We start from the raw sequence: 15,403 nt of genomic DNA, 5'->3' as shown, positions 1-15,403 counted from the left end.
TTACTACTCCTCACTTGATTGATTAGCAAATAGTACCAACTCTTTTGCTAACTCTGTATAGTCTTCTGGCAACTCGTCTAGTTTTTTCATCACTTCATCATAGGTAAACCCATTGACATTTCCGACGAAGATTTTTTCATGAACTTGTTCTTTCGATCGTTCTTTATCGACTAGTAACTCTTCGTAAAGTTTCTCGCCTGGTCTGATACCACTTTCTACTATTTGGATTTCATTTTCACTATACCCACTCAACTTAACGACTTTTTTAGCTAAATCAACTATCTTCACTGGTTCTCCCATGTCTAAGATAAAGATTTCGCCACCTTTTGCTAAAGCACCTGATTGGATAACCAAACGGCTCGCTTCTGGTATGGTCATGAAGTAGCGTGTCATACGAAAATCTGTCACAGTGACTGGTCCACCTTTTGCGACTTGTTCTTTAAAGAGCGGGACCACACTTCCTCGACTGCCTAATACATTACCAAAACGAACGGCAGAGAATTTTGTTTTCCCTTTGCCGTTTAGACCGGTCACGATCATTTCAGCAATGCGTTTAGTTGATCCCATCACATTGGGTGGTTTGACGGCTTTATCTGTTGATACCATGACAAAGCTATCCACATCATTGGCTAAAGCAGCTTCAGCCACGTTTTTTGTACCGTAAATATTATTTTTTAAGGCTTCTGATGGGTTGTACTCCATCAAAGGGACATGCTTATGAGCGGCAGCATGATAGACTATCGACGGTTTGTGTTCATGCATCACATCAAACATTCGTTTAGCATCTCTTACGTCCGCAATCGTTGGTACTATTTCCGTAATTTTATCCGCATACTTTTGTCGTAATTCTTTTTCTATTAAGTAAATCGAGTTTTCACCATGACCAAGTAGTACGAGTTTTTTTGGTGAAAAGGCCATGACTTGTCGGCAGATTTCTGAGCCAATCGAGCCACCTGCCCCTGTTACGAGGATGGTTTCATTGGCTAGTTGTGTTTTGATGGCATCCATATCAAGTTTGACTTCATCACGTCCGAGTAAATCAACGACATCAATCTCGCGAAGTTTTGTCACCGCAACTTCACCCATCGCTAACTCTTCAATTGACGGAATCGAGTTGATGGTGACATCCAAATCGCGTGTCACATCAAGTAGATGCTCATACTGACTAGCTGTCATCGACGGAATCGCCACCGTCAACACATTAACTTCATATTCTTTCACTAACATTGGTAGGTCATCAATTGACCCCACGACTTTTAACCCAGATAGATACGTATTTTTTTTATTAATATCATCATCTATAAATCCTTTAAAGTTTAATCCTAACTGTCCGGATTTATACTTCACGGTATTGTAAAGTAGCTCGCCACCATCTCCTGCACCAATAATAAAGGCATTATCGCACGTTTTATTTCCTTTATTGTGGTACATGTTTAAATAATCGACAATCAATCGCCACACCACGCGTGAGCTGATAATCGTCAATAATACAATAAAATAAGCTAATAATATCTGTAAATGTTCAATCGAAGATGATGTATAAAAACCTAGTATGATGTACTCTAAAATACTTGATGCTGTTACTGCGAAGAATATTGAAACAATCGCATTGATACTTGTATATCTGGTCAGTCTATTAAAGACTTTAAAAAATGACCCAAATATCAAGTACAACACAATTTGTAACCCTATCACTTTTACTGGGATAGGGCTATTTATATCGTACAAAAAATTGGTATAAAAACTAACTAAAATGTTAGCTAAAATGATAATAACTGTGTCTACCCCGATTAATATCGACATCTTTATTTTACGACTCACGACAAAAACCACCTAACTTTTTTAAGAAAACACCCAATGCTTTTTACTAGAAACAACTGGGTCAACCTTTACCTTATCGCCATTGACAATATCTTTTGTGATTTGTTCAAAGGCTTCTCTTTTTTCTTTTCCAAACTCTTTTTCTAATAATTCATACGCTTGTTTGGTATAAAACCCCCGTGACGACACATTATGCGCGTCTGATGACAACATATGTGCCTGATTGTGCTTAATCATTTGTCTTGTGACGCGTTGGATTTTTTTCCCAAATTGGCCGATATAACTGCCGTTTGTCACTTGTGTGAGACATCCCATCTCAATGAATGTATCCAAACGTTTTGGTTGTTCTAAGAAAACATTATTTCTCTCTGGATGAACAATGATTGGCTGATGCCCATTACGACATAACTCAGATAACACTCCATATGCATAATCTGGTACTGTAGTAAACGGAAACTCTATCAAGATGTACGTGTCATTTAAATCAGCAAATAAAATCTCATCTTTTAACATTCGACGAGATAAGTCAGCAGAAATACGTATTTCTTGTCCTTCAAATAACGTCAGTGGGATATTCTGTTCGTCAAGTACTGTTTGTAAATGGACGACAGATGAGATGACGTCATTTTTTTTATTTAGATACTTTCCATTATTATAATGAGGTGTGCAGAGTATGTGAGATATCCCTTCTGACACTGCTGCTTTTGCCATAAAAAGGGAATCTTCTATTGTCTGAGCACCGTCATCTATACCTGGTAATATATGACAATGTAAATCAATAAACACAGTACTCTCCCCCCTTTTTAACTATAGTAGTAATCTGTGTAACTTAAATTACTTTCAGCAAAGTAAATACATCCCATAATAGTTGAATCTACTTTTTCCAGTAATTCAATGGTTCTCTGTAATTGTTTTTTATCTGTGACGTTACTTCTAACAACAACTGCCACACCATCTAAATGAGATGCGACAAGTTGCACGTCTGTCACAGTTGAAGCTGGTGGCATATCGAAAATTACGAAATCGTATAGATTTTCTAGTACTTTGATGAGTTTTTGCATTCTTGTACTAGCCAAAAGCTCTGAAGGATTGGGTGCTTTAAACCCACTTGTCATGACATCAAGATAGGGAATATTGCTTTCTTTTACAACCTCTCCCACAGAGAGTTTCTTGATGCTTAAAATATTACTTAACCCCATGGAGTTATCTAATTCAAACGTCATATGAGCTGTTGGACGTCGCATGTCCGCATCAACTAATAGTGTTTTCAATCCTAACTTAGCAAACATAACTGCTAAATTTGCGGCTGTCGTTGATTTACCTTCACTAGGTCCAGCTGACGTAATGGCGATACTATGTGTTTGAACTCCATATTGAGCATGCATGATATTTGTACGAATGGTTCTAAACTGCTCTGAGATTGGTGAGTTTGGCTCAATCACCGTAAAAAGTGTCGCAGGCTTTGATGCTTCTAGTTTATTTTTTTTATTTCTACCATGTTGGTTCCTCTTACTCATGTTGGTCTCCTTTTTAATATCTATCATCAAAATCTTTCGTCATTCTTAAGTCAAAATCTAATCCATCAACTTCAGTATTAAGTGAGTTTTCATAATTATCACTCACTTCAAGAAAAAACTCTTCATTGATAAAAGCATTTTTTTGTAACTTTCTAATTTCTTCCATCTCACGCTCACTAACAATTGGCAATGTACCTAATATTGGTACACCTATCGTTTCTGAAACAAACTCTTCTGAACGAACAGTACGATTGAATAACTCACCTAATAAAGCTAACATCACACCAACAATCAAACCTAATACAGCACCAATGGCAATATTAACTTTTTTATTTGGCGACACAGCTTTGTTATTTGGCGTTGCTTCAGAAGCAATGGATATTTTGTTTGTTTCAGTCATCTTCACTGCTTCTTCTTGGAAAACTTCAGATACTGTATTTGCAATTGCAGCAGACTCAATAGGATTAGTTGTCACAGCTTTAATAGAAAACAACTGTGAATTTTGATTTTGCTCAACTGAAACCACACCAGATAAATAATCTTTTGTGATATCTGTCATACCATCTTTTACTAAACGGTCTTTGGCTTTTTCAGTGACTGTCGGACTCTTCACTAAATCTTTATATGTATTAATTAATAAAAGATTTGAATTAATCTTATCAGTATTGATATTTGAGTCTGCATCTTTTGTTTGAACCACTAATTGTGTTGTCGAACTGTATTTAGGCGTGATAACAAACAACGTGACCACTGTCGAAATAACGGTACCTAAAATAAGCATACTCACAATCAATGTCCACTTTTTTTTCAAAAGTTGAAATATTTCATCTAAACTAACTGTTTCTTCCATCATGTCCTCCAAATTATATGTGTTCAATTTTATTTTTATTCAGATTTAACTGATAACCCATTATGCATTGTAACATAAACTGTGTTCCTAAGTACAATATTTTTTCATTTAACTATACATTTGTTTCCTAAACGTGTTATATCGTAAAAATCCAACATTGCTTTTTTATTGTATTGGACTGGATTAAAAGCTTTGAAGTTTTTCTTCTTTTTAAGTGTGGCTTCCATCGCTTGGAAAACCCCTTTGGCATCATTTGTCTTAGCCAACATCCCATATTTACCGCCATCTAACACGTTGCGACACGCTGGTATATCTGTCGATACTACTTTCATTTTTAAAGTCAGTGCTTCAAGTAACACAAGTGATTGCCCTTCATAAAAAGACGTTAAAACAAATATATCACAATATGCCATAAATATGTATGGTTTATTTAATTGTCCTACCATTGTTATGTCATTTTTTAGTGATAATTCGTTTATTTTTTTCTCTAACTTTCCTCTTTCAGGTCCATCACCAATAATATATAAATGACCTTTCTGATAAGTTTCTCTGTATCGATGAAAAGCCTCTATCAGTAACGACTGATTTTTTTCTTGAGATAATCTTCCCACTGTGACAAAAGTTGGTTCATCTGATTTAGGGTAATCAAAAAAGAGGCCATCTTTATTCAATACACCTTTCGTAAAGTCAAAGGTGACCATCTCTTTTTTTACCCACACGCGTTTGTTTTGGAGTAAGACTTGATAGTATTCTTGTCGGTCATTTCTCACGATGAATTTTGTCACGGTAATTTCTTTAGGTACTTTAGATAGTAGTCCCTTTTCATCAAGGACATCCTCAACAGAGGCATAGATTACCGCTTTTGATTGGGTAAAGACCGCAGAAAATAGCGTGTCTTTTACTTCTAATACAAATCTCTCATCACGTTTTTCAACTGTTAATTCAGATTCTTTGACAAAATAGTGTTGGCCATCATCTAAAAGAATAGTCACCCAATGTGTGCTCGTATTTTTTGAAATCAACACAACTTTTTCTCCAACTGGTAGAGCTGTTTTGATTGCTTCTTCACTCGCACTATCAGATACCATCATCGGAGCTGTCACTTTTACGAGCTCGTTGATTGGATGGTTGGCAGCTTTTTCCGTCAGTTTATTAAGTTGTTTTCGATTAGATGCTGAAAACAACTTGTTTAGCATTTTTTTAGCTACTTGATGTTTAAATACTGCCACTGAACTCATCTCACGCAAGACGTTTGGTGTTACCCAGCCTAAATCTTCAGAGCCATTGGACACTAAAAAGCTCGTTCCTGTATTCGTGATAACTTTTTTAGTCACCAACACATATAATTCATCAAAGCTAGCTAGAGAACATATTGGTTTAGAATGATCCAACCCAATAGGTGCTGTAAAGAGCTGTGAGTTTTTACCTACTATCAATTTTGATAAATCATAGACATCTGTCTCTGATTGAATACTGTCTGGCATAATATCAATGTGTGCTGCATTTATCCAACCAATATAGCAATCTGACTGACTGATTTTCAAATAAGTTTCTTCTTGATAACTAAACTCTCCTAAAACAGTGACTGAACTATCAAGTAATGATTTTGTCGTTGCTTTTGCATAACGACTATCTGGCCTAGTGTCATAGATTGTGACATCTTCTTCAACTGTAAGTTTACCTTCTCTAAATAAACGTGTCGTGTAATCAACTTTCTGCTCAGGTACATCTTGTTCTTTTGATAGGATGTCAGTAATATTTAACAAGTTTTCTGAGTAAACAAATTTGGATGCATCAGCATACTGAGATAAGTTTTCTTTGTTAATGTCACTAATCACACTAGAGACTGACACTAATTTATCGTAAAAATCATACACACTGATGATTCCTTGAACATTCATTTTGTGGATTTTTTTACCATTTACCTCGCGATCCATATCAGCAAGCATGTCACTGTGTAAGTAACACACTTTCTTTTCTGAGGTGGTACCTAGAATCGTTTTAGTCCAATACAAACTATAGCCACTAAAATCAATACTCACATCAAAAGCAGTTTTTCCAAGTAGTCTCCTTGCATCTCTTTGATAGATATTAAGTGGAAACTTTTCTTTTTTAGATGGGTTGACTCCTTTTATGTGATAGTACAAATCTTGATAGCTTTCACTAAAGGTATAAATCGGCTCCCCAAAGTTAAATAAGATAGATGCTTCTTTTGGAATACGGTGAATCGAATCAATCTGTTCGAGTGATTTTGGATTATCTAAAAGACACGTTACAGCATATTTTTCATAGTCTATATTAGATAGTAGATTCAGAAAACTACTGGTAATCCCATTTTTTCTTAACCCACCAGGATAAATAAGCAGTGTCTCTTTATCTTCTGATTGTCTGACTTCTTTTATTTTCTCAGGAAGCGGCTGATTGAAAAAGAGATAATCGACATATCGCTGTGTGACCTGTCCATCTTCATATGGCACATATAACCGTTTGAACCGCTCATAGTTCCAGCGTGCTTCCTCCATTTTTTTCGGCAACTCTTTTAAAATAGTGATTAACTCATCGAGATTAAATGCTACTGGCCCTGGTAACTCATCGTAATCAAAGTATTTCCCACGTTCGTGACTATATAAATCATCATCCCAACAATAAAAGACAATTGGTTTATCAGTCACTAAATAATCAAAAAAGATACTGGAATAATCTGTCACCAAACAATCCACGCATGCAAGTAAGGCATTGGTATCAATCCCATCAGGAATCAGATACGGTAAGATGCCTTCTTCTTTTTTGGCTTTGTCATAAATAAATGGATGAACTTTGATTAAGATATTGTATGTGTCACCAAATGTTTCTCTTAAAACAGATGTCTCGCTGATGATTTGGCGAAGTTCTTGTTCTGTATAAGCCACTTCGCCACTTTTACATGTTGGCGTGTATAACAGGATTTTTTTACTCAAATCAAGTGTCACACCTCGTTCATGTAGTGTGCGAATCACTGTATCGTGATTGTTATTAAAGGTTGCATCCATCCGAGGGTAGCCACCTTCTAAAATCACACCTTGATAATTATGTCGCAAACGATAACTATCTAAAAACATATTGGTGGTATGTTTATTTGGACTGATTAACACGTCAGCCATAAAAAAGTTACGAACCACATTACGTGCACCATTTGGATTACCTGGAATGTCAAATCCCATTGTTTTAAGCGGTGTCCCGTGCCACGTATTGATATATGTTTGCTCATCTTTAATCGTAACAAACGATTGAAAGGTTGCATTATTTATCAGATACTCTGCTTTAGCTAACCATTTCAAATACTCTTCTGAGTTTCGCTCGACAAATAAGACATTACTCAGGTCTTTAAATCGCGTCATAAAATAAGTCATCTCGTCAGATGACTGAATACTCCATATATGTGTGTACTTTTTCTCTATGTCTTGTTTTAATAAGTAATTAAAAATAGCAAACGGTGAATCCGTCAGAGATTTACCATCTCGACTTTCATAAAGGATGGTATCTTGTTGCACGGGTTCATTTATATAAAAACGTGTATAAGTCTCAACACGTTTTCCGGTTGGTGATAGTTTAGTTTTTACAAACGGTTGAGCTAACCTTTTGACTGGAGATAGTATACTCATCGTGTTTCACTCATTTCTTTTTTTATTATCTCTGCAATATGCTGTGCTGATTTACCAGTTTCATGGTTACAAAATGTTTGTTTAAACTCTTCGTATTGTTTATCCACCACAATATCATCTATTTGCTTTAATTGCTCGATTAAGGCATCAGGTTCTTTAATAATCGGTCCTGGCAACAATGATTGAATGGGCAGATAAAAGCCACGAATGTCTTCTTCATATTGAGTTGAATCTGGCATAAAGAACAGCATTGTTCTGTTGGTTAAACTAAAATCAAATAGACATGAGGAATAATCAGTAATCAATACATCACTGATTAGTAGTAAATCACTCATATCATATCCAGTTGAAACGTCGATGACTTGATCAGATGGCCAACTTGAAAAATCAAGTGTTTGTGCCACTAAATAGTGCATTCGGACTAACAATACCATCTCATCACTGAACTGTTTCAAAAAATTTGTATAAGGAAAATCGATATTAAATTCATAGCCCTCTGATGTCTTGTTATCTGTCTCACGCCAAGTAGGTGCATACAAAACTATTTTCTTATCTGGTGAGATGCCTAGTATAGCTCTTAAATCATCAGCCTTATCATTATTTTGTTTCAGATTAACTAACTGGTCATTTCTTGGAAATCCTTTTTCGATGATTTTTCCAGGATAGCCGAATGCTTGTTTAAAATGTGTAGTAGTATAGCTACTTGAGGTGGTTAAATAATCCCATCTCTTGCTTTCTGCTAAAAATTCTTTGTCATAACTTTCTTTGGTGTAACCAGGTATATTGACCTCTTCTATATCTGTACCAATTCGTTTTAGTGGTGTTCCGTGCCATGTTTGGATATAAGTTGTCTTTTTTGATTTTGTTAACCATAATGGTGTTCTCGTATTAATCACCCAAAATTTAGCTCTAGGCATCATAAAAAACCAGCGTAAAGAAAAACGTCGAACATGAGGGACCTTTTTTTCTTTAAAGGTCTCCTCATATCCAGCTGTTACTCCCCACACTAGTTCAAGTGTTGTATTTTCTTTTTTTAAATAATCGTAAATTGCTTTAGGATTATCACTAAACTGCTTACCATGAAAGCTTTCAAAGTAGACAATATTTTTTTTCGGCAAATGGCCTAGCATACTAAACCAGATTGAAATCAATTTTTCTATCATTTTTTTCATGGTAATCTCCCTTTTAGATAAAGTCCATAAAGCGTGCTCTAAATTTCATGTGAATGTGTGACCCTAAAATCAATAGGACGCCAACAACTAACCAGAAAAAGACAGTTTGTACGCCTTTTTCCCAGAACCAACGACCGAATAGTAGCGAATCTCTAAACCCATCTATAATATAGTAGATAGGATTTAATTCAAGTACTCGTGTTATCCATGCATGTCTTGTTCCTGCAAAAATTGTATTAAATTGCATTATCGGTCCTGATAAATAGAATAGTAGACGTAAAATTGATTGAAGCATGATGTGATAATCTCGCACCAAGACTGAAATGGTTGAATTCAATATACCAAAAGCAAACAGAAAGGCAAACATACAGAATAAATAATAAAAATACTGTAGCCAATAAATATTAGGATAGATTCCGACTGAAAACATGGAAACTAATAAAATAAACATCATCCATCGATAACTTTTAAAGTTACTTGCCATATTAACAGTCGGTAAAATACTGACTGGGAACTTCATTTTTGATACCATCCCAATTTGTTTGTAGATACTATTTGATTCTCCTAATATTGAGCTATTAATAAAGAACCACGCAATAATCCCTACAAGCATCCAAATAATATATGGCACGCCATCTATGTCTTTTCTCTTCATTCCTAAACCAAAGACTAAATAATAAATTCCAATCTGAATTGCTGGATTTAATACTTGCCACAACAGGCCTAGATAGTGACTTTGATAAGTGGCTTTTTCTTCATATTTCGAAATACGACGAATAATCCCAAAATTTTTAAATTGTTCCGTAATTACGGTCTTTACGTCATTCACGTTTTAGCTCTCCTTACTGTTTACTTTGTTTTAAATGCCACACTAATCCTTTTGTGACAAACAAAGGTACTTGAAAAATACGGTTAAAGCGTTTCGGATTACTTACCGAGCGATACAACCACTCTAAGTTTGTTTTGATAAATACTTCAGGAGCTCGTTTCACTTCACCACTATACACATCAAAACTTCCCCCAACTGTTTGAAAGATAGTTGGATTGAGTTGTGGCATGTAGCGTTGTAACCACTCCTCTTGTTTAGGTGATCCTAATGCAACGAATAACACATCGGCATGATGTTGATTGATTATATCGATGATTTCACCACTACTTTTTTTGTCATAGCCATCTAACCATCCACTCACTCGAATGTTTGAGTAGTCTTTTTGTATGTTACGTGCGGCTTGCGCGACCACTTTTGGTTTTGCTCCATATAAAAAGATTGATTTTTTATTTTCATGACAAAATTCTAACACACTTGCCATTACGTCAATCCCTGCAACCCGTTCTTTGATACGTCCGTTTGTCCATTGTGACATTTTGACAACACCAATCCCATCAGCAAAGCGATGAGTCGCATGTTCAATAAATGATTTGACACACTTATTTTTTTCAGATATTAAAATGATTTGCGGGTTGATACTTGCAAGCACCATTTTTTGATGATGGTCAAAATACCAAGATAAATCTCGTTTAATATCTGTCATGGTCAAATAGTCAACAGGCGTATTTAAAATGTATTCTACCTTTTTAGTCATTTTTCTCCATCCAATACTTCTTTGATTTCATCTAATACTCTGTTTGTTGCTTGTCCGTCGTTATATGTATTCCATAATGCATTAAACTGCTTATTTCCCTCAAGCATCGGGTGATTAGTTAGTTGTTTAATGACGTCGTCTGTTGTATGAGCCACAGATTGCGGGAAGTCTGCTTCAATATTTGGCTGAATACCTGTCACTTGACGATACTTCATTTCATCCGGCCAATACATGATTAACTGCCCAGTCGGATTGGCTAGAGTAAAATCAAACGCCACAGAAGAATAATCAGTAATCAAAACATCCGCTTGTATGATATACTCATCAGCCGATTCGTGTGACGATATCCAGTCGACATTTGTTTGATTAACATGTTCTAACTCAACGTGGGGATGTAGCTTCACCTGAAGTAACCCCTCATCTTTTAAGCTATCAGCTACTTTTTTGATATCTAATAACCATGTCTCAACAGGTTCATTTTCACGATAAGTTGGTAAATATAAAATGCGTCTTTTATTACTGTTTGGTTTAGCTATTCTTTGACATAGTCTGTCTGTTCTTGGAAAGCCAGTAAAAAGTATTTGTTCTTTAGAAAAGCCGTAACTTCTCTTAAATACATCGGCCATTTTTTCCGACGCAACAAAGACATAATCAAACGACTCATACACTCGTCTAAAACGATGTTTATCTTTTTCAGAGCGTTTTACAGCTGACTTATCCTCTAAGCCAAACTGTTTAATCGCTCCAGTCGCATGCCAAAGTTGGTAAACTGTTTGATTTTGTTTAAAGGTAATATCTCCTAAAAACGCAAAATAATTATCAGCTATTATCACCTGACTTTGACAAAGACAATTAATTCCTTTGATGAAACCACTAACTGTGTCTAGATTGATACACTCAATCCCAAAACTTTTAAGTTGTTTCACTTCTTCTAAGCAATTCTTTTTATATAAAACAATCACTTGTTTCTCGTGTGATATGGCTTCAATCAACCCTTGATTATTATTAGGAAAACTCATCAAGTAACAGACTCTTTTGATTACTGGTTTCGATTTATTTTTTTTAGATAATCTTCTAACGACAACACTATATAGCTCTTTTAAGTAACTAACCAATATATGTGTCATACAATTTATCCATAGAGGTTTTATCTGTCACTGTTTGTTCGATTTTTTGTGTGGTATCTTGGGCAAAGTAAGACTTAAACGATCTACCTCTAACATGTATCGTACCAAACACCACGATTGCAACAATCATCAGTACTAACATTAGTTTTGTTAGGCTAGACATTTTTCCTATTGCAGGACCTCTTAAGACAGACTTTCCATGTCCTCTTTCAACTGCAATTTCTTTTAATTCATTAACGTTAAAGTTTTTTTGCTTTTCTTTGTAGCCATTTTGATATTCTTTTTTCTCTTTTTCTGATAAGGCTCTAAACCATTTAATAAAGTCATTATAGTTAGCAACGACTTCTTCTGTGGTACCATACTCACGTAATTCACCATAATGAATCCATGCCACTTTATCACATAGTTTTTTTACTTGGTTAAGAGAGTGTGATACAAAGAAAATTGTTTTTCCTTCTTTTTTAAATTGTAAAATACGGTCCACACATTTTTGATAGAACGTATCGTCCCCTACTGATAACGCCTCGTCAATAATCAAAACGTCAGGATTATTGTGTACGGCAATCGCAAAACCTAAGCGTGATCGCATCCCGCTTGAGTAGTTTTTTACTGGCTGGTTAACAAAATCCCCAATATCAGCAAACTCCATAATATCTGGTAGTATTTCGTCTACTTCTTCATTGGTTAATCCTTGCATCAAACATTTTAAGCGAATGTTTTCAAGACCTGTTAATTGTGGTTTCAATCCAGCTCCAATGGCAATAATGGATGTTTCACCTTTGATTATCATTTGCCCAGTTGTTTGAGGGATGATTCCTGCTAATATATTTGATAACGTAGATTTTCCTGATCCATTAATTCCAATTAATCCGACTGCTTCACCAGGATAGACTTTTAAATCTATTCCTCTTAATCCCCAAAAATGCGGTACACTTTTTTCTGAGAACTTGAACAATGCTTTGATTTTATCGGACTTTTTCTTATATAAATCATATTCTTTGGTAATCATCGCTAATTCTACTTTTGGATTTTCTTTTTGATTCACGTTGACCCATCCTATTCTTTTTCAGTTCATTAAAACTACACCATTTTACACTATTATCTGTATTTTATCAAAGTTTCATCATAAATTTAAGTCATTCTTCAGCATTTAAAAAAGAGTTTAAGGGACAACCCCCCTAAACTCTTTTAATAATCATCAATTGCCATACCATCTTGTGGATAGGTTCTTGGGTCAACGAGTCCATCCGTTTCAAACTTATAGTTTGCGTCATCACGATCATCCGTTGAATCTAACCCTAAAGATAGACGTAATTTATGTGAAATGTAGTCGATGCTGTCTTTATGTAAACCTACCATACTTTGCTCACCGTAGTTATAACTCATCCATGAAAAGATATACGAATCAAACTTATAGTCTTTCGTTAAACCAGATTGCGCTACTGATAAAATACGACTTGGTGGCATATCGGTTGTTACATGACCATCTAATGCATTCAATATGCTCTTATACTTGGCTAGCGATCCTACTTCCATTGCCTTTTGAGCAATAGCTTCAAGTACTTCTTGTTGACGTTTCCCTCGTTCAACATCATTATCAATATAACGAGTTCTTGCAAATGCTAGTGCTTCTTCACCGTTTAAATTATGTTTTCCTTCTTTAAGTTGCACCACTTTTTTTCCTTGTGCATTCTGTTCAGTTAGAGTGAATGGGACGTCTATCTCAATCCCACCAACTGCATTAACAACATCCTCAAATGCCTGGAAATCTGCTGTTGCGTAGTAATTGATTGGGACATTTAATAGTTCTTCCACAGCCGTTATAGATCCTTCTATTCCACCGTGAGCATAAGCTGCATTTATTTTATCGTTCCCATCAAAATTTTTAGTAGAAATATGTGTATAAGTGTCACGTGGGATACTTACCATACTGACTAGCTCATTTGACGGATTGATTGTAAGTAGAATCATTGAATCAGTTCTAGCACCGCCTGTTCCTCTAGTATCCTCCGCGTCATCATCAAGACCAAGTAAAAGGATAGAAATTGGGTCTTTTTGCACATCAATCTTATCATTGGCTACCTGACTTGTCTCTCTTGGCTTGTAAGCATCATTTAAAAACTTATTGCCATCGACCACCATTTTAACACCGTATACGACAATCCCCAAGAGAGAGATTACGAGTAATACACCTAAAATTTTGCTAATACTCAATAGTGTCTTCTTTAACCCAGAATCTTTCTTGCGATTATTTTTTCTAGAGTGTAAGGAACTAAATTCTTGTATTTTAAGATTTTTGTCAGTTTTTTTCTGAGTTTTTTTATTTTTCTTTTTACTCACTCTATCAATCTCCTAGATAATAAATAATATAGTAACATAATTTCAATCTAAGATAGTATAGCATAATGAGAAGTTTTTATGGTACCAATCTAATATTTTTATACTTTTTTAAAGAATTCTTATATTTAGAATTAAATTGTGCATTAAAGAGTTGCCGTGCTATAATATGTGTTGAATTCTGAAAGTAGGTAAGAGAATGGACTTTATTTTTGAAATATCATTTCGTTTAGTGTTAACGATGCTCTTTTCTTTCATTATAACACCTTTCATTCGTAAATTAGCCTTTGTCATTGGGGCAGTTGATCAACCTAATAAGCGACGAATCAATACTAAACCAATGCCTACTGCAGGTGGATTAGCTATTTTTATCACATTTTCATTATCTATTTTATTTTTATTTGATGATATTATTCCAACAAGCTATGCCTTGCACTTGATTATTCCTTCAGGGATTATTGTCATAACTGGGTTAATTGATGACATTTTTGAAATTACTCCCAAACAAAAAATGATTGGTATTATATTAGCCGCACTCTATGTGTGTTTTGTTTTCGATATTATCATGCACTCAATCACACTACCTTATTTTGGTACGATTGAATTTGGTTGGTTAAGTTATCCTATTACTATTTTATGGATTGCTGGATTAACAAATGCCATTAACTTAATTGATGGACTTGATGGTTTAGCATCCGGTGTGTCAATTATTGCGTTGACAACTATTGGGATTATTGGGTACATTGGGGCCTCTACCGGAGCAGTGAATATTGTGGTTCCTCTTAGTATTTTTATTTTGCTGATGAGTACATTGGGATTTTTCCCCTTTAATTTCTTTCCAGCAAAAATTTATTTGGGGGATACTGGTGCTTTATTTTTAGGTTTTCTAATTTCTTTACTATCATTACAAGGCCTAAAAAATGCTACCTTTATCTCTCTTATCACACCACTTATTATTTTAGGCGTTCCTTTAACAGATACTGTATTTGCAATGATTAGACGAATACTCAATAAAAAACCTATCTCATCAGCCGATAAAATGCACTTGCATCATCGCCTTATTTCACTAGGGTTTACGCATCGTGGAGCAGTTATTATGATTTATTGTATGGCGTTAATCTTTTCGCTCATTTCATTTTTATACTTGTTTACCAATACGTGGGGGACTGTTTTCCTCACTATCGCCTCTTTACTAGGTTTACAACTATTTATCGAATTAATCGAATTAAGCGGAGAAAATCGCCAACCACTACTTCACACGTTAAAATTTATTGGGAATAAAGCATATCGAAAAAGAAAACTAACAGAATACGAGCAAAAAAAAAAAGAAAGAGTAACTCACTGATTGTAGTGAA

12 protein-coding genes are annotated in these 15,403 nt (G+C 35.1%); 1 reads left to right on the top strand and 11 read right to left on the bottom strand.

The window, feature by feature from the left end; all coding sequences use genetic code 11:
- Positions 1–3 precede the first annotated feature (3 nt).
- The 11 genes from BW731_RS09045 to BW731_RS08995 all read right to left on the bottom strand — a co-directional run bounded on the left by BW731_RS09045 (position 4) and on the right by BW731_RS08995 (position 14,051).
- A complete protein-coding gene (locus BW731_RS09045; RefSeq protein WP_079348620.1) occupies positions 4–1,803 on the bottom strand; it encodes a polysaccharide biosynthesis protein in 1,800 nt (599 codons plus the stop codon).
- Between the two features lie 39 nt (positions 1,804–1,842).
- On the bottom strand, positions 1,843–2,607 hold the full coding sequence (locus BW731_RS09040; RefSeq protein WP_233120458.1) for a tyrosine-protein phosphatase: 765 nt from the start codon (positions 2,605–2,607) through the stop codon (positions 1,843–1,845).
- A gap of 17 nt (positions 2,608–2,624) precedes the next feature.
- Complete coding sequence (locus tag BW731_RS09035; protein WP_079347493.1) at positions 2,625–3,338, bottom strand: CpsD/CapB family tyrosine-protein kinase; 714 nt, start codon at positions 3,336–3,338, stop codon at positions 2,625–2,627.
- Between the two features lie 13 nt (positions 3,339–3,351).
- Entirely contained in the window at positions 3,352–4,188 is an 837-nt protein-coding gene (locus BW731_RS09030; RefSeq protein ID WP_158080195.1) for a YveK family protein, read from the bottom strand.
- Positions 4,189–4,292: 104 nt separating this feature from the next.
- The gene (locus tag BW731_RS09025) at positions 4,293–7,829 is read right to left on the bottom strand and encodes a CDP-glycerol glycerophosphotransferase family protein (RefSeq protein ID WP_079347489.1); all 3,537 of its coding nucleotides are present in this window, start codon (positions 7,827–7,829) and stop codon (positions 4,293–4,295) included.
- On the bottom strand, positions 7,826–9,001 hold the full coding sequence (locus BW731_RS09020; protein ID WP_079347487.1) for a CDP-glycerol glycerophosphotransferase family protein: 1,176 nt from the start codon (positions 8,999–9,001) through the stop codon (positions 7,826–7,828). Before BW731_RS09020 ends, BW731_RS09025 begins: the two co-directional genes overlap by 4 nt.
- A gap of 13 nt (positions 9,002–9,014) precedes the next feature.
- Complete coding sequence (locus tag BW731_RS09015) at positions 9,015–9,830, bottom strand: ABC transporter permease (RefSeq protein WP_079347486.1); 816 nt, start codon at positions 9,828–9,830, stop codon at positions 9,015–9,017.
- Positions 9,831–9,843: 13 nt separating this feature from the next.
- Positions 9,844–10,584 carry a WecB/TagA/CpsF family glycosyltransferase gene (locus tag BW731_RS09010; protein ID WP_079347484.1) on the bottom strand — a complete coding sequence of 247 codons (741 nt, stop codon included), beginning with the start codon at positions 10,582–10,584 and terminating at the stop codon, positions 9,844–9,846.
- Positions 10,581–11,711: a CDP-glycerol glycerophosphotransferase family protein gene (locus BW731_RS09005; RefSeq protein ID WP_079347483.1), complete on the bottom strand. Its 1,131-nt coding sequence runs from the start codon at positions 11,709–11,711 to the stop codon at positions 10,581–10,583. Before BW731_RS09005 ends, BW731_RS09010 begins: the two co-directional genes overlap by 4 nt.
- Entirely contained in the window at positions 11,692–12,720 is a 1,029-nt protein-coding gene (locus tag BW731_RS09000) for an ABC transporter ATP-binding protein (RefSeq protein WP_079348617.1), read from the bottom strand. Before BW731_RS09000 ends, BW731_RS09005 begins: the two co-directional genes overlap by 20 nt.
- A 179-nt stretch (positions 12,721–12,899) precedes the next feature.
- Entirely contained in the window at positions 12,900–14,051 is a 1,152-nt protein-coding gene (locus BW731_RS08995) for an LCP family protein (protein ID WP_079347481.1), read from the bottom strand.
- A 196-nt stretch (positions 14,052–14,247) separates the two neighbouring features.
- Here BW731_RS08995 and BW731_RS08990 point away from each other — a divergent pair, with 196 nt between their 5' ends.
- On the top strand, positions 14,248–15,393 hold the full coding sequence (locus BW731_RS08990; RefSeq protein WP_079347479.1) for a glycosyltransferase family 4 protein: 1,146 nt from the start codon (positions 14,248–14,250) through the stop codon (positions 15,391–15,393).
- Positions 15,394–15,403 lie beyond the last annotated feature (10 nt).

The sequence above is a fragment of the Vagococcus martis genome (genome assembly GCF_002026305.1).
GTDB classification, from domain to species: Bacteria; Bacillota; Bacilli; order Lactobacillales; family Vagococcaceae; genus Vagococcus; species Vagococcus martis.
Note: the sequence above shows the minus strand (reverse complement) of the source record. Positions and strands in the feature narration are given on the sequence as shown.